Origin of the sequence: Vibrio injensis (genome assembly GCF_001895205.1) — a bacterium.
In the GTDB taxonomy this organism is placed as follows: domain Bacteria; phylum Pseudomonadota; class Gammaproteobacteria; order Enterobacterales; family Vibrionaceae; genus Vibrio; species Vibrio injensis.
The window spans coordinates 1-22,538 of record NZ_BDJF01000006.1; the positions used below are offsets into that span (position 1 = coordinate 1).

Annotated in this window: 19 protein-coding genes and 2 pseudogenes; 8 read left to right on the forward strand and 13 right to left on the reverse strand. The window is 44.9% G+C overall.

The window, feature by feature from the left end:
• Window positions 1-155: 155 nt before the first annotated feature.
• Complete coding sequence (locus tag BSR11_RS00160; RefSeq protein WP_072668513.1) at window positions 156-2,027, forward strand: MFS transporter; 1,872 nt, start codon at window positions 156-158, stop codon at window positions 2,025-2,027.
• 20 nt (window positions 2,028-2,047) lie between these two features.
• Here the strand turns inward: BSR11_RS00160 and menE are convergent, their stop codons facing one another.
• From menE to BSR11_RS00190, 6 genes are all read right to left on the reverse strand, one after another.
• Window positions 2,048-3,508 carry an o-succinylbenzoate--CoA ligase gene (gene menE / locus BSR11_RS00165; RefSeq protein ID WP_072668514.1) on the reverse strand — a complete coding sequence of 487 codons (1,461 nt, stop codon included), beginning with the start codon at window positions 3,506-3,508 and terminating at the stop codon, window positions 2,048-2,050.
• The gene (gene menC / locus BSR11_RS00170) at window positions 3,508-4,497 is read right to left on the reverse strand and encodes an o-succinylbenzoate synthase (RefSeq protein ID WP_072668515.1); all 990 of its coding nucleotides are present in this window, start codon (window positions 4,495-4,497) and stop codon (window positions 3,508-3,510) included. Before menC ends, menE begins: the two co-directional genes overlap by 1 nt.
• A gap of 89 nt (window positions 4,498-4,586) precedes the next feature.
• Complete coding sequence (menB, locus tag BSR11_RS00175; RefSeq protein ID WP_072668516.1) at window positions 4,587-5,453, reverse strand: 1,4-dihydroxy-2-naphthoyl-CoA synthase; 867 nt, start codon at window positions 5,451-5,453, stop codon at window positions 4,587-4,589.
• A gap of 34 nt (window positions 5,454-5,487) precedes the next feature.
• Window positions 5,488-6,303, reverse strand: coding sequence for a 2-succinyl-6-hydroxy-2,4-cyclohexadiene-1-carboxylate synthase (menH, locus tag BSR11_RS00180; protein WP_072668517.1), 816 nt, complete (start codon window positions 6,301-6,303; stop codon window positions 5,488-5,490).
• A complete protein-coding gene (gene menD / locus BSR11_RS00185; RefSeq protein WP_072668518.1) occupies window positions 6,293-8,005 on the reverse strand; it encodes a 2-succinyl-5-enolpyruvyl-6-hydroxy-3-cyclohexene-1-carboxylic-acid synthase in 1,713 nt (570 codons plus the stop codon). Before menD ends, menH begins: the two co-directional genes overlap by 11 nt.
• A complete protein-coding gene (locus BSR11_RS00190) occupies window positions 8,002-9,312 on the reverse strand; it encodes an isochorismate synthase (protein WP_072668941.1) in 1,311 nt (436 codons plus the stop codon). The genes menD and BSR11_RS00190 overlap by 4 nt, the downstream gene beginning before the upstream one ends.
• A gap of 301 nt (window positions 9,313-9,613) precedes the next feature.
• Here BSR11_RS00190 and BSR11_RS00195 point away from each other — a divergent pair, with 301 nt between their 5' ends.
• Window positions 9,614-10,828, forward strand: coding sequence for a pyridoxal phosphate-dependent aminotransferase (locus BSR11_RS00195; RefSeq protein ID WP_072668519.1), 1,215 nt, complete (start codon window positions 9,614-9,616; stop codon window positions 10,826-10,828).
• A gap of 63 nt (window positions 10,829-10,891) precedes the next feature.
• Here the strand turns inward: BSR11_RS00195 and BSR11_RS00200 are convergent, their stop codons facing one another.
• The 5 genes and pseudogenes from BSR11_RS00200 to BSR11_RS00220 form a co-directional block, all read right to left on the reverse strand.
• Window positions 10,892-11,341 carry a PTS sugar transporter subunit IIA gene (locus BSR11_RS00200; RefSeq protein ID WP_072668520.1) on the reverse strand — a complete coding sequence of 150 codons (450 nt, stop codon included), beginning with the start codon at window positions 11,339-11,341 and terminating at the stop codon, window positions 10,892-10,894.
• Window positions 11,338-12,594 carry a PTS ascorbate transporter subunit IIC gene (gene ulaA / locus BSR11_RS00205; RefSeq protein WP_072668521.1) on the reverse strand — a complete coding sequence of 419 codons (1,257 nt, stop codon included), beginning with the start codon at window positions 12,592-12,594 and terminating at the stop codon, window positions 11,338-11,340. Before ulaA ends, BSR11_RS00200 begins: the two co-directional genes overlap by 4 nt.
• A 13-nt stretch (window positions 12,595-12,607) precedes the next feature.
• Complete coding sequence (locus tag BSR11_RS00210; protein ID WP_004395565.1) at window positions 12,608-12,877, reverse strand: PTS sugar transporter subunit IIB; 270 nt, start codon at window positions 12,875-12,877, stop codon at window positions 12,608-12,610.
• A 255-nt stretch (window positions 12,878-13,132) separates the two neighbouring features.
• Window positions 13,133-13,618: a hypothetical protein gene (locus tag BSR11_RS00215; protein WP_072668522.1), complete on the reverse strand. Its 486-nt coding sequence runs from the start codon at window positions 13,616-13,618 to the stop codon at window positions 13,133-13,135.
• A 241-nt stretch (window positions 13,619-13,859) separates the two neighbouring features.
• Window positions 13,860-14,758: pseudogene (locus tag BSR11_RS00220) on the reverse strand (LysR family transcriptional regulator).
• A 109-nt stretch (window positions 14,759-14,867) separates the two neighbouring features.
• Here BSR11_RS00220 and accD point away from each other — a divergent pair.
• The 4 genes and pseudogenes from accD to BSR11_RS00240 all read left to right on the forward strand — a co-directional run bounded on the left by accD (window position 14,868) and on the right by BSR11_RS00240 (window position 19,339).
• Window positions 14,868-15,742: pseudogene (gene accD, locus BSR11_RS00225) on the forward strand (acetyl-CoA carboxylase, carboxyltransferase subunit beta).
• Between the two features lie 296 nt (window positions 15,743-16,038).
• Window positions 16,039-17,061 (forward strand): tryptophan--tRNA ligase, encoded by a 1,023-nt coding sequence (gene trpS / locus BSR11_RS00230; protein WP_072668523.1) that lies wholly within the window; start codon window positions 16,039-16,041, stop codon window positions 17,059-17,061.
• Between the two features lie 270 nt (window positions 17,062-17,331).
• Complete coding sequence (gene yfbR, locus BSR11_RS00235) at window positions 17,332-17,916, forward strand: 5'-deoxynucleotidase (RefSeq protein WP_072668524.1); 585 nt, start codon at window positions 17,332-17,334, stop codon at window positions 17,914-17,916.
• A 97-nt stretch (window positions 17,917-18,013) separates the two neighbouring features.
• Window positions 18,014-19,339 (forward strand): anti-phage deoxyguanosine triphosphatase, encoded by a 1,326-nt coding sequence (locus tag BSR11_RS00240; RefSeq protein ID WP_072668525.1) that lies wholly within the window; start codon window positions 18,014-18,016, stop codon window positions 19,337-19,339.
• 10 nt (window positions 19,340-19,349) lie between these two features.
• On the opposite strand, the gene BSR11_RS00245 is transcribed toward BSR11_RS00240, so the two are convergent.
• Window positions 19,350-19,961 carry a tRNA-uridine aminocarboxypropyltransferase gene (locus BSR11_RS00245; RefSeq protein WP_072668526.1) on the reverse strand — a complete coding sequence of 204 codons (612 nt, stop codon included), beginning with the start codon at window positions 19,959-19,961 and terminating at the stop codon, window positions 19,350-19,352.
• Here BSR11_RS00245 and rrtA point away from each other — a divergent pair.
• Window positions 19,926-20,534, forward strand: a complete 609-nt coding sequence (gene rrtA, locus BSR11_RS00250) for a rhombosortase (RefSeq protein ID WP_072668527.1) — start codon at window positions 19,926-19,928, stop codon at window positions 20,532-20,534. The two genes, BSR11_RS00245 and rrtA, sit on opposite strands and share 36 nt — an antisense overlap.
• An 18-nt stretch (window positions 20,535-20,552) precedes the next feature.
• Here the strand turns inward: rrtA and sohB are convergent, their stop codons facing one another.
• Window positions 20,553-21,614, reverse strand: coding sequence for a protease SohB (gene sohB / locus BSR11_RS00255; RefSeq protein WP_072668942.1), 1,062 nt, complete (start codon window positions 21,612-21,614; stop codon window positions 20,553-20,555).
• Window positions 21,615-21,749: 135 nt separating this feature from the next.
• Between sohB and BSR11_RS00260 the strand changes: the two genes are divergently transcribed.
• Window positions 21,750-22,490, forward strand: coding sequence for a YciK family oxidoreductase (locus BSR11_RS00260; protein ID WP_072668528.1), 741 nt, complete (start codon window positions 21,750-21,752; stop codon window positions 22,488-22,490).
• Window positions 22,491-22,538: the final 48 nt, after the last annotated feature.

A 22,538-nucleotide genomic window follows, 5' to 3' on the forward strand; every position in this document is an offset into this window, starting at 1 on the left:
ATGTACAAACTTTTTCAACAGTGTACAAACTTTATTGTTCCAAAACATCAGTGTCGATGATAAATTTTTTACCGCTGAACCTGTCGATGGTAAAGCATTGATTGAAGATTTACTGAACCAATACTTGGCTAACTGGTAATCATTAAGGCAGAACCATGTACAGCTCTCAATCTTCATTGTTAACACAACGACGTTTTCTTCCTTATTTTATTACCCAGTTTTTTGGCGCATTTAACGATAATATCTTTAAAAACGTGTTGTTACTGTTTGTTGCTTTTGCCGCAGCAGATACCTTATCCATCTCTAGCCACCTATTTATCAATCTTGCTGCTGGTCTGTTCGTGCTGCCGTTTTTCTTGTTCTCTGCTTCAGCGGGGGTATTAGCCGATAAATTCGAAAAATCATGGTTTATTCGCCGAGTAAAACTGTTTGAGATCGCCATTATGTGCATTGGTGCGGTGGGCTTTATGACTCAAAGCTACGGTTTACTGCTCATCATGCTGTTTTTAATGGGCACCCAATCGGCGTTTTTTGGCCCCGTCAAATACGCGTTGCTGCCTCAGCAACTCAAAACCAATGAGCTGGTCCCAGGCAATGCGTTAGTGGAAACCGGTACCTTTCTCGCCATATTATTGGGCACGATTGGCGCTGGCGTTATTGCTTCACTCGATCATGCCCATTATATTGCTGCTGGTGCAGTGATCTTTTTTGCCTTACTCGGCTATCTTGCTAGCCGCTCTATCCCTGTCGCTCCGGCGAGCGATCCTAACTTGGTGTTTACTTTTCGGCCTATTCAGCATACCCGTACAACGCTGGCGATTGCCAAACAAGACAGAACCATTTTTCAATCCATCATGGCCATCAGCTGGTTTTGGTTTTTAGGCGCCACTTATCTCACTCAGTTTCCCAACTTTACGAAACTCTTTCTTAATGGTACCGAAAGCGCGGTGTCATTTTTGCTCGCGCTTTTCTCAATAGGTATCGCTATTGGCTCTCTCGCTTGTGACAAACTCTCTAATCATCGTATCGAGGTTGGATTGGTGCCGCTCGGCAGCTTAGGTATTAGCTTGTTTGGCTATCTGATGGCGGCGAACGTCCCTGAGAGCTTGCCCCAATTTAGTCAGTTTCACGATTTTATTAGCCATCAATCCCTCTGGCCGCTGTTTATTTATTTGTTGTTACTAGGGGTTTCTGGCGGGATTTTTATTGTGCCCCTTTATGCCCTATTACAACATCGAGCGAAAAGTACTGAACGGGCTCAAGTCATTGCCGCGCTCAATATCTACAATGCGTTGTTTATGGTGGGCAGTGCTCTACTCGGCATTATCTGCTTAAGCGTACTTGAATTCACCATAGTGCAACTGTTTATTTTGCTTGCCGTGCTGAATGTGCTGATGACCACCTACTTGTTTTTACAAGTGCCTATTTTTGTCCTGCGTCTGGTGGTTTGGGCATTGACTCATACTATTTATCGGATGAAACATAAAAACTTGCATCATTTACCAGAGCAAGGCGGCGCACTGATTGTCTGTAATCATGTCAGCTATATGGATGCCTTATTGCTCAGCGCGGTTTGCCCACGCTTGATCCGCTTTGTCATGGAAGAAGATTACGCGAACATTCCTATTTTACGACCGTTACTCAGTCGAGCTGGGGTGATTCCGATTTGTGCCAATAAACGCAGTTCGATTCGCCGCGCCTTTGCTGAAGTCGATCAAGCGCTGCAAGATGGTCATTTAGTGTGTATTTTCCCCGAAGGTCGCCTAACCAGTGATGGTGAGATCGCTCCTTTTATGCGCGGAATAGACGTGATTTTAAAACGTAGCCCAGTACCGGTGATCCCGATGGCAATTAAAGGCTTATGGGGTAGCTTCTTTAGTCGTTATAATGGTCGTGCCTGTCGTAGTTTACCCCGTAAGCTATGGGGTAAAATTGAGATTGAAGCAGGCGAGGCCGTCACCAGTGGACAGGCCAACACCGAGCTAATGCAACAAAAAGTCGCTCAGCTACGTGGTGATTGGCGCTGATAGGTCTAGTCTAGTCTAGTCTAGTCTAGTGGTGTATAACGACGTTGCTGATCGGCAAACCAGTTTTTCACCGCTTGACGTGAAATCTTAATACCGCTCTCGGCCAGAGTGTCAGGCAACTGCCAGTAAGCGATGGGATGTTTAAATTTTTCTAGCTTATCCGCCAACCATGCGGCAAGTTGCGTTTGATCGGGCAAAGATTGGCAACGCAGCACGGCAATGCTGCGCGCGCCAAATTCGACGTCTTGCACTGGGACAACTATCGCTAACTCAATCTGCGGATGACGAGCTAACACGGTTTCAATCTCTTCACAGTGAATATTTTCTCCGCCGGAGATAAACAAGTTATCCGCGCGGCCAATAATGCACAGTTCATCGTTATACCAAGCCCCCAAATCACCACTATCAAACCAACCATCTTGATTGGTTAATGGCGTGAGTATCCCTTGTTGATAATAACCACTGGCTAGGGTTTCCCCTGCTATCCAAATCCGCTTATCGACTACTTTTACTTGCCGTTTCGGTAGCACTTGGCCAGCACTCGCTGTCTCATCTACCGGTTTGGCGGTCACCGTAGACGCTGCCTCTGTCATCCCATAACCAATCCAAGTTTCGATCCCTTGCTGAGCCGCTTGCTGAGCGAGGGTCAGTGGAATATGACTGCCACCCAGTAAAACATGGCTTAAGCTAAGGGGTTGTTGACTGGCTAACAATCGTTGCAGTTGCGTGACGACTAAAGAAGCATGGCTAACCTGCTTTATATCATCGAGTAATTGACCCGTGCCCAGTTTTAAACAGCCGCCCACTGCGAGCCAGCGATACACGATGGCCAGTCCAGAGACATGATAAAGAGGCAAACTCAGGAGCCAAGTATCTTGCTCGCTAAATGCAAACCGCTCTAATAAGCCCTGAGCAGAAGCAAAATGCTGACGATGGGTATGAGCGACCGCTTTAGGGACGCCCATGGAACCAGAGGTAAAAATAAGCGTCGCCAGATTATCCAGCGCATAAGCGGCAGAGCAAGCCACTCCTCCATCTCTATCTCTATCTAATACCGCGATTGAAGAACCTGCGCTTGAAAACACTTGATCGCTAGGCGATTCAATCATTTGCATTTGTGATGGATAAGATGCTTTCAGTTCATCGCTCAAAACGTTGAGTGATGGTGATAACCATAACCAAGCAGGCTGAGAGCCATACAGACGAGTGAGTTTTTCTGTCAGTTGCGCAGCGGGCTGCGGCATAGTGATGGCACACATCACCCCTTGTTGCATCGCCGCTAATAGCCACCATAATATTGATGGCTGATTTTTCCCAACCAAGGTAAGCACATCACCAGAGTGCACTCCGTTTTGCTCGAGTGCGCTGGCGTAACGATTAACTTGCTCACTCAATTGCTGCCAAGTGAAGGTCTGCTGCTCTAGCTGCAACGCAATACGCTGTGGATCGCGCTGCTGCCATTGTCGCCACGGGGTATTCATTAAGCGGATTGCCACACAAGTGTTTGTTGATCTAAGCGGTGTATCGGTAAGGTGCAGCCCGGCCAAGGTGTTTCTAGCTGAGCTTTAAATAAGCCTATTGTATCCAAGCCAGGGACACTCTCTGGTAATAACCAATGAGATAAACGAGCGAGCTGAGTTAAGCCTAAGCTTGATTCTATACTTGAGCTGATCACCGCTTGAATCCCCAGACGGCGCGCTTTTTCAATTAACGCCTGACAAGTTTGCACTGAGCCAATCAGCGTGGGTTTAATCACGATCGCTTTGGCTCCAGTTAACTCTTCTAACTGAAAGTCCGCTTGCTGCACCGCATGTTGTAAGGTTTCATCCCACGCGATGGCAATGCCGCTGTCAATGGCAAAAGCAAGGCTATCGCTTGGTGAGCGACAAGGCTCTTCTAAAAACGCTATCCTGCCGCGCACCGAAGGCGAGACATATTGGGCAAATTTAGCCGCTTTCTCTTTGCTCCATGCTTGATTGGCATCCAATCTTAACTGCAGATCTGGCATCGACTCTAAAAACAAATTCACCAACATGCCATCGCGGATCGGCTCATACAGGCCCACTTTAACCTTAGCGACTTTCTGACCTGGCATAGCGTTAAGTAACGGGATCAACTCATCAGGATCGCCACTACATAATGGAGCGCAATGGTATTGCCCCTCGGAACTAAGCTCGCCTGTTAGCTCCATCTGCGCCATCGATAAACCAAAGGCAACTGAAGGAAAGTCATTGCCAATCTGAACCTCTTTACCTTGTACCCACAAGGCTAACTGCTCTTTCGCTAACGCTCCTGCTTCTTGCAGAGACTCACGGCTAAAACCGGGCAATGGCGCAATCTCTCCGCGACCTACTTGCCCATCTTGCTCTAATTCAACAATAAATCCTTCACGTTGAGTCAATTTTTGCTCACGAAGGATCACGCCGCTATCCATGGGTAATTGGTATTGATAAAGCTTGGCACTGCGCATGATGGATCCTTTTGCTTAAATACGATGGAATGATTTATCTCTCACCGGATCAAACGTGGCCGATAAGAGATAAAGTTTAAAGCGGTGAATTACGGGTTACGGGGGAATTTATTAAAGTCTGGACGACGTTTTTCATTAAACGCGTTGCGTCCCTCCTGCCCTTCTTCGGTCATATAGAACAGCATGGTCGCATTGCCCGCTAACTCTTGCAGCCCCGCCTGTCCATCACAATCGGCATTCAACGCCGCTTTTAAGCAACGCAGCGCCATTGGACTATGTTGCAGTACTTCACGGCACCAACGTACGGTCTCTTTTTCTAAATCTTCAACCGCTACCACCGTGTTAACTAAGCCCATATCTAAGGCTTCTTGCGCATCGTAAAAACGGCATAGGAACCAAATTTCCCGAGCTTTCTTTTGCCCCACGATGCGCGCCATATACGAAGCGCCCCAGCCGCCATCAAACGAGCCGACTTTAGGACCGGTTTGACCAAACTGAGCATTGTCGGCAGCAATGGTTAAATCACACATCATATGTAATACATGACCACCACCGACGGCCCAACCGGCGACAGAAGCAATCACAGGCTTAGGGCAAGTGCGAATTTGACGCTGGAAATCCAGTACATTGAGATGATGAGTCCCACTATCATCTTGATAACCGCCGTAATCGCCACGAATTTTTTGATCGCCCCCAGAGCAAAATGCTTTTTCACCGAGGCCAGTTAAAATGATCACCCCAACACTCTCATCGTAGCGAGCATCGGCTAAAGCATGGATCATCTCTTTCACGGTCAGTGGGCGAAACGCATTACGCACCTGCGGACGTGCAATGGTAATTTTTGCAATGCCATCAGCCGATTTGTGATAGTGAATATCTTGATAATCGCCGCTGCAATCTTGCCATTCAACGGGAGCATAGAGTTCTTGTTCTGAAATGCCTACTGTTTTAGCCATGGTGAATTTCCACTGTTATTGTCTAGGTTTATAATTAACGTTCAGCGTTGCTACATGCCATTAACTCAATCATCAGTTGAGTAAAAGCTTGCGGTTGTTCATGGTGAACATTGTGTCCAGCCTGCTCAACAACGTGGTAATGCAAACCACTGCGCTGAGCAAGTGAATAAAATTTAGCATCATTTTGTCCACATACGTAATGAACGCGAAACGGGACAAGAGATAACGACAAGCGCACATCCGGTTGCCTTGCCAACGAAGTAGCCAATAGCATTTTTGCAACCGCTGGACCAAGGTTATCACTACGTAATGTGACTAAGGTTTGTCTTTGCTCATGATTCAGTGAAGAAAATACCGCTTGCTGATACCAATCGGCGAGAACTTGAGCAATTGGCTGGTGAGCAAAGCGCGTAGCCCAATGTTGGTCGTGCTGCCAACGAGCGTGCTTCTCTTCCTCAGTAATCAACCCAAAGTGACCACCTTCAATGACTAAGCCTTGAATATTGAGCGCGTCAAACCAGCCCTGAGTGCAACCCAGCATTGCCAATCTTGCCCCCAGTGAGTAGCCAACTAACCAGATAGGCGTTGTCGGAGGACAATGAGCGGTGACAACTTGAGCGACCTGCTGACAAGCATCAGCAAAATCACTGCAATCAAGATGGCGACTCTGACCATGTCCCGGCAAATCAATCGATAACAGCGAATACGCGCCACGCAACCGCTGGATAACCATTTGCCAATCTTGACTCGAGCCCAAAAAACCATGCAAAAAAACCACCACTGGTGGCGCTGCATTATTCTGTACAGATTGAGCTGGATCGGTCTTCAGTAACCACTGACTATAAAGCATGAATTTGTGACATCAGTTGCTGAAGGTGCCCTGCTGCTTGTTGTGATGGGGTTATCACCTCAAGCACTAACGTCCCTTTTCCGGCGTTTAAGTGCTGTTCAATGGCTTGTTGATAAGCCACTAGGGTTTCAGGCGCTTGATAATCAAGGGCAAATTGCTTAGCCGCGAACTCAAACGTTAAGCCGTGTGGCATTTGATATAAGGCAGAGCGCTGATCGTCGGGGACAGGTAATAAATCAAAAATGGCGCCGCCATCGTTATTGATCACCACAATCACTAGCGGTTGTGGTGGCGTGCGCACTAAAGCTAACGAATTGAGATCATACAAAAATGAGGTATCACCGAGTAACATCAACATCGGTTTATTCAATGCTCGCTGAACCCCTGCAGCCGTCGCCACCAGTCCATCAATACCGGAGGCGCCGCGATTGGAAAATACTTCGCGCTGTTTGAGCTCACTGAACATATCCACTAAACGCACGATTAAACTATTACCAATAAACAGAGTACTGGCAGCGCCACGTTCGGTGAGATCCAAAGCCACCGCCACTTCACTTAACTGGGGTTGCGATAGATGCAGCTTTGCAAGCTGGGCAATGCTTGAGGCATACGCTTTCAGCTCATCAGCCCAACCAGCATGTCGCGTTTGTAATGGGTGCTGCTTAACCAATTGATGCTCAACCCAAGATACCGCATCGCACAACCAATGCTGCTGCGCCGCATGGCTAGGGTTATTGCGCGCGATTTGCGAGCTAACATAGGTGTAATCACAACTCGCTTTTGTCAGTTGCTGTTCTAACCACTGGTTTAATCGTTTAGAGACAATGCGAGCGCCAAATTGAACCACATGCTGGCATTCACTCAGCAGGGCTCTTGCCGTGCTGTTTTGTAGCCATAAATCGTAATGTGCCCATTCGCTGCTCACCCCAGATTGAGGATCGCACAGCACAGGCCAACCAAGTTGCTCGGCAAACGTTAACGCCGCCTGAGCTTGAACTAAGGGTAAAGAGCCAATGATCACTAGCCCTTTTTGGCTTAACAACGCATTATCACTTGGCAATGGTGCGCTCAGGGTTTGATAACGTTGGCTGTAAGGCTGCTGATCTTGACGCCATGCGTCAACCGTCGCGAGATAGTCTGCGTACAATTCACGTCCATGACTAGAATAAAGTGGCTCTGGATAAGGGCAGTTAATATGAACTGAGCCGCCCAGCATCCTTTGTTGCTGCAAGGCATCGTCAACCGTGGTTAATAACCAAGATAATGGCAAGCGCAAGGTTGGGCTTGGTAAATCAATAGCTTGAGTCACATGCGAGCCATAAATATTATTTTGTACGATCGCCTGATTAGCCCCACAATCTACCAACTCACGTGGCCGATCGGCGGTTAATACTATCAATTGTTCCCCGGTCAATTTCGACTCAGCAATCGCCGGTAGTAAATTAGCCACGGCGGTGCCAGAAGTAACAATCACCGCCACCGGTGTTTGGCTGGCTTTGGCTAAGCCTAAGGCTAAAAAGCCCAGACCACGCTCATCAAAGTGAGTATGGATTTGCAGTTGTTCATTCGCCGCGGCTTCTAAAGTCAGTGGCGTCGAACGTGAACCGGGCGCAATACATACATGACTCACGCCAAAACGAGTCAACTCTTCTAATAGGGTCTGCGACCAAATTCGATTCAATAAGGCTTGGTCTTGATTCATGAAGCCATCCCTAATAATGGTTTATCGGTGATCAAACTCAGCAAGGTCGACATTTTCTTATCCAGTTCTTGCCATTCATGCTCGGCAATCGACCCCGGAACAATGCCGGCCCCCGCATAAAGCTGAACACAATTTTCCACCACCAACGCGCTACGGATAGCCACGCAAAATTGCGCTTGCTGATGGCTAAAATAGCCCATGGAACCTGCGTACCAACCGCGGGCAAACGGCTCATGTTCAGTGATAAAATCTAATGCTGGTTGACGAGGTAAGCCAGCCACTGCAGCGGTAGGCTGTAGCGCACTCAATAGCTGCACGCCATTGATGCTTGGCTTGAGCTGCGCAACAATATCACGCTTTAAATGCTGCACTTGACGCAGAGGAACTAACCGCGCCTCGCTTTCCACTTCGATGTGCTCAGCCAAAGGAGTTAAACGTTCAATGATATCGTCCACCACATACTGGTTTTCATTGAGGTTTTTACCATCATGAATGAGCCAATCCGCCAGTTGTTGATCTTGCTCGGGCGTGTTGCCACGGCCAATGGTCCCGGCCAAGGCTTCCGTTTGTAACTCTTGACCTTGTCGGTAGTATAGACGCTCTGGTGTTGAGCCGATAAAACTGTGTTTACTATCTAGAGCGAATAAAAAATGAAAACTGCGTTGATTATCAGCAACACTGGCTTTGAGTAATTGCGCAGCGCTGATTGGATTATCAAGGGTTAAACGCGTTTGGCGAGCTAACACCACTTTTTTAAACTGCTGCTGCTCAATGCTGGTTAATGCTCGACTAACCAACTCACTCCAATGGCTTTGCTTGGGTAAATGCTCGACTGTCAAAACCTGACTATGCAAGCGCGATAGCGGAGCCACCTCGCGATGTAACTTCTCCAACGTCGCTAACGTGCGCTGGCGATCTTGAGCGATAAAATTGGCTGCCAAGCTCCAACTCTGATCAAAACGGATAATTTCCACTTGCGGTAAGAAAAAAAACGATGACATGCAACGTCGGTTTTTATCCGTTTGCCCATCAAACGAGCGCCCCCCCCAAACACGCTGGTTATCGCCTAATATTGCGTAAGCAGGGGCCGGTTCGGTAAAGGTATACAACTGACCGACAGCCACCACTTCTTCGCGTCCATCACGGCACTGCCAATAAAATTTGGGAAATATAGGCTGAGCTTCAAGCCAATCGATCAACGCAAAAGGCGGTGGGTCTATTAATGTTTGCACAAAACGAACGTCGTTATCCTTTGCGTTCTTGATTTGCTCTATCAACCGAGCAATGGCTTGATGAAAATAAGACAAAGCGACCTCGTCGACTATGAGATTCGATTTAACAGCGGCTACTCTATTGACAGCGTTAGCGTAAATCAAGGTTGCAACTGCTCTTTTTTGACCTTCTCCCGCCTCTAAGAGGATCTTTTTAACAATTTAACATGAGCAGGTGCAATTAAAGTGCACTGAGTCATTTACCAAACGGATATCACTCATCTGCAACCAAAAAGAATATCGTCATGAAAACCGGTTAGCTATAGATTTATATTCTTAAAAAAGGCAATCTAGACTGGTTTAATAAAGTTTTTTAATAATTTTTAGGATTCTTACAATGCAAAATATCGGGATGTCGTCAAAACTCGATAATGTCTGCTACGACATTCGAGGACCTGTACTCAAACATGCTAAACGCATGGAAGAAGAAGGACATAAAATACTAAAGCTCAATATCGGCAACCCGGCCCCGTTTGGCTTCGATGCCCCAGATGAAATTTTAGTTGATGTGATCCGCAATCTACCCACCTCCCAAGGTTATTGCGATTCAAAAGGGATCTACTCTGCCCGTAAAGCGGTGGTTCAGTATTACCAAAAACGCGGTATTCGCAGCCTAGATGTCGAAGACGTCTACATTGGTAATGGCGCGTCTGAACTGATCGTTATGTCAATGCAAGCGTTACTCAACAACGGCGATGAAATGCTGGTGCCAGCTCCTGACTATCCATTATGGACCGCTGCGGTGGCTCTCTCTGGCGGTACTGCGGTGCACTATCTGTGTGATGAACAGGCGGATTGGTATCCGGATCTGGATGATATTAAAAAGAAAATCACCCCTAAAACTCGTGGTATTGTTCTCATCAACCCTAACAATCCGACTGGCGCGGTGTACAGCCGAGATTTCTTGCTGGAAGTGATTGAGATTGCTCGCCAACATAAATTGATGATTTTTGCTGATGAGATTTACGATAAAGTTCTCTACGATGGTGCGGTACACACTTCAGTCGCAACACTAACCGAAGATGTATTAGTGGTAACATTCAACGGCTTATCAAAAGCTTATCGTGTATGTGGCTTTCGTGGCGGCTGGATGTTCTTAACCGGTCCTAAACATCAAGCCGAAGGCTATATCGCCGGCCTTGATATGCTTGCCTCCATGCGTTTGTGCGCTAACGTACCAATGCAGCATGCGATTCAAACCGCCCTTGGTGGTTATCAAAGTATTAATGAGCTGATCTTACCCGGTGGCCGTTTGTTAGAACAGCGCGATCGCGCTTGGGAACTGATAAACCAAATCCCTGGTGTCTCGTGTGTGAAACCCAAAGGGGCGATGTACTTATTCCCGAAAATTGATACCAAAAAATACAGTATCAAAGACGATCAAAAAATGATTTTAGACTTCTTGATCCAAGAGAAGGTACTACTGGTGCAAGGCACTGGCTTTAACTGGCCAAAGCCGGATCATTTCCGCATCGTTACCTTACCTCACGTTGAGGATTTGGAAGTCGCCATCGGCCGCTTCGAACGTTTTTTAAGTACTTATAGTCAATAAATCTTATTTAAATAGAAGCCCTCAAGTTATTGAGGGCTTATTTGATGCAATATTTATAAAAAGTTAATATTTCTTCAGAATCTTCACAATATCATCTTTGCTTTCTGCAGAAATGATTGCATTTATGTCATCATCATTTTGGAATAATTCAGATAAAGCGACAATGGTTTGAATATGACTGTCTGAATCTACTGCTGCTAGAGTTACAGATAAATAAACATCGCCATTATCTTCCGATTCTAGATCTACACCATGTTTAAATATCGTTACTTGCAAACAAGCTTCATTAACCCCATCTTCTGGTCGAGCATGTGGCATGGCAATTTTAGGTGCTAATACATAATATGCACCAATTTCTTTATGTTTTTCTTTGATCGCATCTAGATAGTTTTTATTCACTTTACCTTGAGCGATGAGTGTCGAACAGGCGAGTTCTAATGCAGCATCAACAGTTAAGTTTTTTTCGTTTGAAATAACAATTCCGTTGTCGCCAATTAAATTAAAAATACTCATGAGACAATCCATCCAAGAATCAAGCCTACAACACCGAAATCGAAGTCTGCAAACGTTGTTGCTTCAAGACCCAAACCACCCAGTACAGGTAACAGCATCATCGGCAGGAACGAAATACATAAACCCTGAGTAAAAGAACCAAGGATTGCACCACGCAAACCTCCCATTGCATTGCCGTACACGCCTGCTGCACCGCCGACAAAGAAGTGAGGTACTACACCTGCAACAATGATTGTCCAGTCAAGTGCACCCTGTACTGCCATTGCGACAAGGCCAGCAGCAAATGAGGACAAGAAACCAATTAATACCGCATTAGGTGCTACAGGGAATACCATTGGACAATCGAGAGCAGGACGAGCACCCGGCACTAACTTATCAGAAATGCCTTTAAATGCTGGTACGATTTCAGCAATAAGCATCTTGACACCTTGCAGTACAATATAAACACCACCAGCAAATATTAGCGATTGAATAAAAGTAAATACTATCCAGTGTTGACCACCTGAAACGATTTCTACAAATTCACCACCTGCAAAAATAGAAGAAATCATAAAAAATAGCGACATTGTTACCGCTACTGCAACTGGCGTATCACGTAAAAACATTAAACTTTTAGGAACATTCAAGTCTTCTGTTGACCTTGATTTGTCGCCAAACTTAGAGCCAATAAAACCAGCGATAATATAAGAGAATGTCGAGAAATGGCCCATAGCAAGCTGATCAGTATTCATGACCTTTTCTGTATACTTCTGTACCAGTGCAGGCATAATTACCATTAACGACCCAACAATAACTGAGCCGATTGCTACTAACAATGCGCCTTTGATTTCCGCAGTAGATAGGATGACCGCAACCAACATTGACATAAACATGGTGTGGTGACCGGTTAGGAAAATAAACTTTAATGGTGTAAAGCGTGCTAACAAAATGTTCACCATGAAAGCAAAGAACATAATCAATGCCATTTCATAACCAAAAGCTTCTTGTGCTAGAGCCACAATCGCCTCGTTATTTGGAATAACACCACTTACACCAAACGCTTCAATAAAAACGGTTGAGAAGTTATTGAGAGCCCCCACAAGAGCACCAGCACCAAAACCTAAAATCAAAAAACCCATTACGGTTTTTATTGTCCCTTTTAGGATGGTCGAAATATCAGACTTTTGTGCCACTAAGCCGATAAAGGCAATAAGACCGACCATGATCGCTGGCTCTTTTAACAAGCCAAGCATAAATTCAAAGAAATTTTCCATAGACCATAATTCCTTATATGAATTTTTTTAATTGTTCTTCGATTGAATTTTTATCGAAAATATTTGCTAGGCTTACTATATTTTCTTTACCTTGATCTTTTAATTGATTAGCAATATCCGTTGCTGCTACCCAAATATCCGCTTTGCTTGATGAGGCAGAAGATAAATCTTCATGGTCGATCTCTGCATCTAGACTCATTTTAGCGACGACCTCTTTCACTGCCATTTCCATCATTAATGATGTGCCAAGGCCATTACCACATACAACCATAATTTTTTTCATAATATTATTTCTCTGTAGAGTTAATTAAGAATATTTTTTCATTCCCATTACTGGATGAAAAAATAATAACCAAATGACAAAAAAATAAAATGACAACCATCACAAAGTCAAATTGACCTCGTGATGTAGATCACCAAATAAAAAAGTATTTTATCGATAAAACTCGACACGAAATATCAACATAAAAGATGTGATCGAGAGCTAGTGATTTTTTATGAATAGGGTAAAGCCCCTAAAGAGTACGATAAGATGCCACTATTTACCGTAATCAGAAAGCATCTTTTTGAGTAAGCTATTAACATCTTTAGTTTTTTTACTTCGCTTAGTTAAAGCAGTTAATGATGTGGGTAGTTTAACGGGTTGCTGTGATGGATCCAGTGATTCACTACTCTCTCGAAGTTTTTGTACCGCAGCCATGATCATACGCACTTGCTCGCCTGCGCTATTTTCGAGAACCACAATATTCTCAGACTCAACTTGTACAACCGTGAGAGTACCGTGTTTTACCGATTCAATTTTTTCACCCACCATTGAAGATTGAGGGGGAACTGAACGATCAAAAACTTGACCATTGCGCAACTTAGCCGCTGTAATTGACCGAATATTTCCTGTATTTTCAAAAGCGACAATGACTGTATGGGTATTGTAGTACTCAACAACAACAACATAGCCATGCTTTTTAGTTTCAAATCTCGCACCAACTTGCATATCATGGGGTGCATCCATTTTTTTAATTAACATCCTAAATTCCTAATACTACCTTTGCCACTTTCGTATCGAGACAAAGAAGTGGCTCGTTCAAAGTATATATGCTCTACAGCTTGAGAGAAACGATCAGGTTCTATTGCTAGTCATTTAGCCTCGTTAATGAGAATGCAAAAATAAGATAATGCCATAGCGGCTCCTAATCATGATCCGCTTTTTATGTTCTATGACGTCTTTGCTGGTTGAGAAATTAAGTTTATGGATCCTTGTAGACATCTCAAGCAACGAGACTGGCGTGATATTTTAGATGTTCAATGAAGATCGGAATTTTTTCGCTAAATGCCGGCGGGAAGCATAAAAAGCATACAGCACGAGATCGTCAGGCTGATATTCCATCTCGATGACCTCTAACATGCCAGCTTGTATCTCTGCTTGGCAAAATGCCCTAGGTAATATCGCAAAACCTAAACCAGAAATAGCCGCTGTTTTTGCAAGATGTCCGCTGTTGACCTTAAACGAAGACGCTACTTTCTGCGTAATCAACTGACCTTTAGCATTTTTAAATATCCACGGATTGCCATGTAATACGGTAAAGCTATTGATACAGGGAACCTGTTTCAAATCGGCAAGCTGAAAAGGTCTGGGAAAACGTTGTAGGATTTTTGGTGAGGCCACCACAACACTCGGCCAACGTTGAATTTCCCTAGCTACCCAACTAGTGTCTTCAAGTTTTCCCCGCTGAAAACTTAGCACAATATCAAAGCCATCCAATAAATCCTCTTTAGGATTGATGCTGGTATCGCAACATAATGAAACTGACGGATATTGGTTACAAAAAGAAACCACGGCCTCGGCTAAAGCCGGTGAATCTGGCATTAAAATCTTCAATTCTCCCACAACGGCATGAGAATGCTGAGCGACCTCTTCAAGAGCCTGATTAAGCTTATCCAGCAATGGCTGCGTACACAAATAAAGATGCTCTCCAGCATCTGTTGAAGCAATTCGGCGTGTGGTTCTGGTAAATAATCGAGTATCTAATCGCTCCTCCAATAACGCAATATGACGGCTGACGTTGGATGTCGGTAACCCTAGAAATTCTGCTGCCCGTTTAAAGCTGTTGTGTTCATAAACACAGTGAAAACTGGTTAACCACTGTGGATCAATCTTATCAAGCATCGCACTTAGTCCCATAAAATGGGATTGTAAAACCAATAATCAACACTTTATTACCAGAAATAGGCTTATACAATACCCTTCATTAAAGTTAACTGGATTACAGTTTCCCATGAGTTGGTTAGAAAGACTGTTAGACAAGAAGAATAGAATTAGTAATCGCAAGACATCCATTCCCGAGGGAATATGGACGAAATGTCCGGCTTGCGAACAGATCTTATACCGAATTGCACTGGAGGAAAATTTGGCGGTGTGTCCCAAATGTGATCACCATATGAGAATGACTGCCCGTCAACGTTTGGATCATTTTTTGGATAGTGAAGATCGGATTGAAATTGGCAGCGAATATGAACCTAAAGATGTGCTCAATTTTAAAGATCTACAACGCTACAAAACACGCCTTGCTCTCGCTCAGAAAAATAGCGGAGAAAAAGATGCACTGGTGGCAATGAAAGGGAAACTAATGGGTTTACCTATTGTTGTCTGTGCCTTCGAATTCTCTTTTATGGCTGGCTCAATGGGCTCGGTGGTGGGGGCACGTTTCGTGCGGGCAGTTGACACAGCGATTGATAACCAGTGTGGATTGGTATGTTTTTCTGCTTGTGGTGGCGCTCGAATGCAAGAGTCACTCACCGCTTTGATGCAAATGGCCAAAACCAGCGCGGCTCTCAGACAACTGGCCATGGCTAAATTACCCTATATCTCGGTCCTAACCGATCAAACTTATGGTGGTGTCTCTGCAAGCTTAGCAATGCTGGGTGATATTAATATTGGCGAACCAAAAGCCAGAATCGGATTGCAGGACGCCGAGTGATAGAGCAAACCGTTCGCGAAAAATTACCTGAAAATTTTCAGCAAAGTGAGTTTCTCTTAGCACATGGCGCGCTAGATATGATTGTCGATAGACGTGATATGCGCCAAAGAATCGGCAGCTTAATTGCAAAGATGACCAATGTAACCGTACGCCTACCGCAAAAACGATACTAGCCATCAGAGTAAAAACAGAACCAGCGTTATTGGTATTCATCATACAGATCGTAAATCAACTAAAACCGCTTTTTCAATTCAATAGAAAGTAACCATTGTTTAGATTGTCTTTCAAAAGAATTGTTGATAAGTTGCAAAAATGAAAAACATTTCCAAACCTTCATCATTATTTTTCTGGTGGCGCTCTATTTAGAGCGGCACGGAATTTTTACATTCTTAAGCTGCTGGAAGGTAGCTAAGACTGTAATTTCTCTTGTATCTCCAGTAGCAATCTATTTTTACTAGGAGATCTATCAATGAATACAAGTCAATACACTGAAAAATCGGAAGTCATTTTAACTGGCGATAGAGCTACTGGCCCATTGCACTTGGGGCATTATGTCGGATCTTTAAAACAACGGATCGCTTTACAAGATATTCACGAGCAAACTGTTCTTGTTGCTGATATGCAAGGTCTTACAGACAATGCTCACAATCCAAACAAAGTCTCATCTAATATTCTGAATGTTGTCGCGGATTATCTTGCCGTTGGTATCGACCCCTGTAAAACGACAATTTGCCTTCAATCACAACTCCCTGCTCTTGCTGAATTGACTATGTACTACAGCAATCTTGTGACAATCAGTCGATTAGAGCGAAACCCTACGGTCAAAAGTGAAATACAAAGCAAAGGTTTTGAACGATCAATTCCTGCAGGTTTTTTAACCTACCCTATATCTCAAGCAGCTGATATTACTGGCTTTAACGCAACATTGGTTCCAGTTGGGGATGACCAGTTGCCAATGCTTGAACAAACTAATGAGATAGTTAGAAAGATTAATTTATTAGCAGGACGAGTCGTTTTGAACGAGTGTAGGCCCTTGTTAAGCAATGCATCACGTTTACCTAGCACAGATGGTAAAAATAAGATGTCTAAAACAATGGGAAATACCATTAATCTTGGCGCGACTGAAAAAGAGATCTCCGCAGCAGTAAAATCTATGTATACCGACCCTAACCACCTAAGAATCCAAGATCCTGGTGCTATTAAAGGCAATATCGTCTTTACGTACCTCGATGCGTTTCACCCCGATCAAAACTATATCAACCAGCTAAAAGATCATTATCAACGTGGTGGGCTCGGGGATGGCACAACAAAAAAAGTATTAGAAGAATGTTTACAAGATATGCTCAGACCAATAAGGGCAAGAAGATCTGAATTTTTAAATGATAAGGCTCAATTAATTGATATATTGGTAAAAGGTAGCCAAGTGTCCAGAGAAAAGACGGAAAAAGTACTTTTTGTTGTAAAAGATATCTTTGGACTAAATATTTTCTGAATAAATTAACATTTCAGATACGTATCCTGTGATGTAACCAATTTATCGAGCAAACTTTTACGCCGCGCTAGGCTAACCTTTGGTGAGAGCCATCAATGGCTCTCATATCCCATCAATATAAAAACACATTACCCTCGGGAACGAATGTCACTCTGTTCACCACCGCTGCAAGTTTGTCGCGGCAAAGTGCTAACTTCAAGTCATAGAGAGATAACGTTATACTCAGTTGACGAGATCCATTAATCCCATTAAGCAAGGATGTCTATTGCTATGAAAGAGAGCCACTTTTTTGCTCACCTCGCACGGATGAAATTAATTCAACGCTGGCCGCTGATGCGTTCTATCTCCAAAGAAAACGTTTCTGAACACAGCCTGCAAGTGGCGTTTGTTGCTCACGCGCTGGCTGTGATAAAAAACAAAAAGTTTGCTGGGCAGCTCAACCCTGAGCGTATCGCGTTATTGGCCATGTATCACGACAGTAGTGAAGTGTTAACGGGTGACTTGCCCACACCCGTTAAATACTTTAACCCTGATATTGCTAAAGAATATAAAAAAATCGAAGCTGCCGCTGAACAGCGCCTACTGAGCATGTTGCCGGAAGAGTTTCAAGACGATTTCAAGCCTTTTTTACTCACTGAAGCGGCGCACAGTGAAGATGCCGCCATCGTCAAACAAGCCGACAGTTTGTGCGCGTACCTTAAATGTTTGGAAGAACTGAGTGCTGGCAACCATGAATACGCTCTGGCTAAAAAACGCTTGGATGTCACCCTAAAAGAGCGTCAGACCCCAGAAATGGTGTACTTTCTGCAAACTTTTGCTCCAAGTTTTGAATTAACACTCGACGAGATAAGCTAGCCTACTCTGTAGCTAAACAACTGGTGTACCCAAGCAACTTGGAGTTGCAGCTAGGAAGGGTATCCCTTTTATAAACATCTTTTAGGAGTAGTCCATCATGCAGATCACCCTTCCAGCAGAATGGCACGCGCGTAATGATGATGAACATAAAATTCGCCGTGATGATCATCGCAGCCCTTTTCAACGCGACCGAGCGCGGATCCTCCACTCGGCGGCTTTTCGGCGTTTACAAGCCAAAACTCAAGTCCATGGCACCTACTTAAATGATTTTCACCGCACGCGTTTAACCCATTCTTTAGAAGCCGCGCAAATTGGAACTGGCATTGTGGCTCAGCTGAAACTTAAACAGCCAGAATTTCGTGATCTTTTACCGTCTGACAGTTTAATCGACGCGTTATGTCTTGCTCATGATATTGGTCATCCACCTTATGGGCACGGCGGCGAAGTAGCGCTCAATTATATGATGCGTGAACATGGCGGGTTTGAAGGCAATGCGCAGACGTTTCGGATTGTCACCAGTTTAGAGCCTTATACTGAGCATCATGGGATGAATCTGTCTCGTCGTACTCTGCTGGGGCTATTAAAATACCCCGCACGGTTAAGTCAGACTCGCGCCGAGAAACTGCCTGAAGCCGTGCCCCACCAGCGGCAATTAAAAGCCAAAGCTTGGTCTCCGGCTAAAGGTATTTATGATGGCGATCAGGCTAGGTTTGAGTGGGTCTTATCCCCCTTAAGTGAGCAAGACAAACAGCATGTCAGTGACATGCGCGCAGAGAGCGGCGCCCCTTATCAGCATAAGAAAACCCGTTTTAAATCCATCGATTGTTCGATTATGGAGCTTGCCGATGACATTGCTTACGGAGTGCATGATTTAGAAGATGCGATTGTGCTTGGTTTAGTCACCAAAACGCAGTGGCAACACGCAGCAGAAATTCCGCTGCTTAATACTGGCGATGCTTGGTTTGCAGAGCATGCACACACGCTCACTGACATGCTCTTTTCTGGCCAGCATCATATTCGTAAAGATGCCATAGGCGGTATGGTCAACGCGCTGCTCACCAGTATTAGCATTCATCCGGTTGATCATCCATTTGAAAGCCCACTGCTGGCGTTTAATGCTTATCTACAACCAGCGATGGCCGATGCCTTGCAAGTCTTAAAATCGTTTGTCAGCCAATACGTGATTCAAGTGCCGCAAGTACAGCGTTTTGAATATAAAGGCCAGCAAATTATTATGGATTTGTTTGAAGCACTGGCCGCCGACCCTGAACGTTTATTACCTAATGGTACGCGTGAAAAATGGCAAAGCGCTGAGCAACATCTAGGTGGTGGGATGCGGGTGATTTGTGATTATATCGCAGCCATGACCGACGGCTATGCTCAGCGAATGCATCAAGAGCTGTTTTCCGCTCATAGTCTATGAGCTTAACGCTTTATTGATCTTGGCGATAATGCTTGGCAAAAATCTCTGGTGGCATGTGCTGAATCTGGGTATCGATCATCTGTGAAAACACCGTCAGTAGCGGTGAGTAATCATGCTCTGGTTGCGCTAACTGTAATAGATGATAACCCGCTTCAACGGTCGATAAACTATTTTCACTGGGCGCTTTACGGATCCGATAATTACCTTCGAGATCTGTGGGCAAATGCAAACAAGGTAGCGGATGTAAATTGGTCGATAGCTGCCACATTTTATACGCTTTCTTCCAAGTGCCATCGAGTAAAATGACCCGCAGTTTGTGAGGCCGACCAGACCATGGCTTACTCGAAGCGCAGATGGATTGCGGGCTAGGATACAGCACCATATGCTGCACCTCTTCCTCAGCCAATAGACGATTAAGCTCGGGGTGTGTCGTGAAATCCTCGCCGATCAATAAACGGCTGTTAGGGAGCGATAACGCTAAAATGCGCGCCGTCCCAAGTGGGCGATTCTGCTCAGTTGGGTGCTGGAGTATGATAAGCTCAATGGCTGACTCTAACCGCACGATAGCTGAACAAAAACAAACTTTATGAGCTTTACCACATTGAGAACAATATCGAGACATAGCGTGAATATCTACCTAGGGTTAATTTTTCTGAGCTTAGCCTGTTTAGGCTTACAGTTTTCCCCACTCGCTGAGTTCAGCGCTTGGCAACTGACCGAGATTGAGCGCGGCCAGTGGTGGCGGATCCTAACAGGAAATTTCACCCATACCAACTTTGCCCATTTAGGGATGAACCTCGCCGGTCTCTGGGTTATCGTATTTTTATTTATGCCTAGCATTAAGTCATTATTCTTCGCCTTAAGTATGCTGAGTTTATCGGTGGGGATAAGTATTTTTTTTAGCGACATGACACTGTATGTTGGCCTGTCTGGCGTATTGCACGGTTTATTTGCTTACTTTGCTCTACTAGAGTGGTTACATGGCCGCCGCAGTAGCTTATGGCTAGTGCTTGGCGTCATCGCTAAAGTCGCTTGGGAGCAGTGGTTCGGGGCATCCATGATGACCGCTGAATTGATTCAAGCTCGAGTGGCGACCGAAGCCCATTTAGCGGGCGCTCTAGGTGGCTTGGGTTTAGGCTTGGTTCAGTTTATGCTGATAAAAAAACGCCGCAACACAAGTCACGGCGCTGATTAGTACAAACATGGCTTGTGATTACATCACCGGACGCTGACCACGGCTGAGCAATTTCAGCAGTACCGCATCCGCCGCTTGACTGGCCGTTCCGGCGAGCTTATCGGCAAGCTTTTTCTTACGAACATAACGCACGGCAAGCACCGTTTTTTCCTTGCAGGCATTGACGATCAAATCATCTGAAGTCGCAATCTCATCCACTAAACCTAATGCTTTCGCTTGACTGCCAAACCAATGTTCACCAGTGGCCACTTTTTCAAGATCAAGCGCTGGGCGATGATCACGGATAAAGTCTTTAAACAGGCCGTGGGTTTCTTCTAGCTCTTGTTTAAATTTCTCACGAGCTTTATCGGTGTTTTCACCAAACATGGTCAGAGTTCGTTTATATTCACCAGCGGTAAGCTGTTCAAATTCAATATCGTTGCGTTTAAGTAGTTTATGAAAATTAGGGATTTGAGCGATAACTCCGATTGAACCAACAATTGCAAACGGCGCAGCAACAATTTTATCGGCGATACACGCCATCATATAGCCGCCGCTGGCGGCCACTTTATCGACGGCAATCGTCAAAGGAAGCTGAGCGGCTTTAAGACGATCAAGCTGTGATGAGGCCAGTCCGTAACCATGTACCATGCCACCACCGGTTTCTAAACGAACCAGCACTTCATCGCCAGGTTGAGCCACAGCCAAAATCGCCGTCACTTCTTCACGCAATGAACTGACTTCTTTGGCATCAATACTGCCATGAAAATCGAGCACGAATAGATGCGGTTCGCGTTTAGAGTCTAGCTCACCCTCTTTCTCGGCTTGTTTGAGTGCTTTTTGCTTGGCTTTTTTCTGCTCTTTCTCTGTTTTCTTTTCTGCTTTATCACGTGCTTTCAAAAAGGCTTCATCATGCAGATAAGATTCTAAACGCTCTACGGTTGCTTTATGTTGCTCGGTTAAGTCGGTGATTTCTAGCTCGCCTTTATTGGCGCCTGATTTACCACCACCCGATTTTATCATCACCAAGATCACGACTAACGCCACTAACACCGTGACAATCTTGGCTAGAAACAGCCCGTAATCTAATAAAAATTCCAAAGTACTCATCCTCTTTAATACGAATTGGTGTATTGTAACCACCTTGTCACAAAGACTTAAAGTAAAACCTCATCTCGGACGGTTGAACTGCCAAAGTTGGATTAGATTCGAGATTATAACCAAAAGGAATCTGACGTGAATTACTCTGTTGCTGTTGATGCTTTACAAAATAAGGTTATTTTAGTCACTGGTGCCAGTGATGGTATTGGCAAACAAGCGGCTATCACTTACGCCGCCCATGGAGCAAGGGTCATTTTACTCGGCCGCAGCGAAGATAAACTGCAGCAAACCTACGATGAAATTATCAACGCTGGCTACCCACAAGCCTTAGCGATCCCCTTAGATATGCAACATGCCAGCAAAAACGATTATCAAGCCTTGATGCGCAAGATAGAGCAACAATGTGGTCAACTGGATGGTTTATTGCATAGCGCTGGGTTATTAGGCGACATCAGCCCGTTTGAAGCAATTAGCGAACATACTTACGATCAGGTAATGCAAGTCAATGTCAAAGCTCAGCTTTTACTTACCCAAGCCGCTTTACCCTTGATTAAACGCTCGCCACAAGGCCGAGTTGTCTTTACCAGCTCGACCGTGGGTCACAGTGGCCGTTCAGGTTGGGCGACCTACTCTATTTCCAAGTTTGCCACTGAAGGGATGATGCAAATCCTCGCCGATGAGCTACGTGATACCCCATTACGCGTCAATGCGATTAATCCCGGTGGAACACGCACCGCCATGCGCGCCAAAGCCTATCCGCAAGAAGATGCTAACCGCTTAAAAACACCGCAAGAGATTATGCCGCTTTATCTCTACTTGATGGCCAATGAGAGCCAACACGTGCATGGCCAGTGTATTGACGCACAACCGAAATAAGCCACTTCAAGCACATTAATTCGGAAAATAAAAACCCCGTCGCTAGCT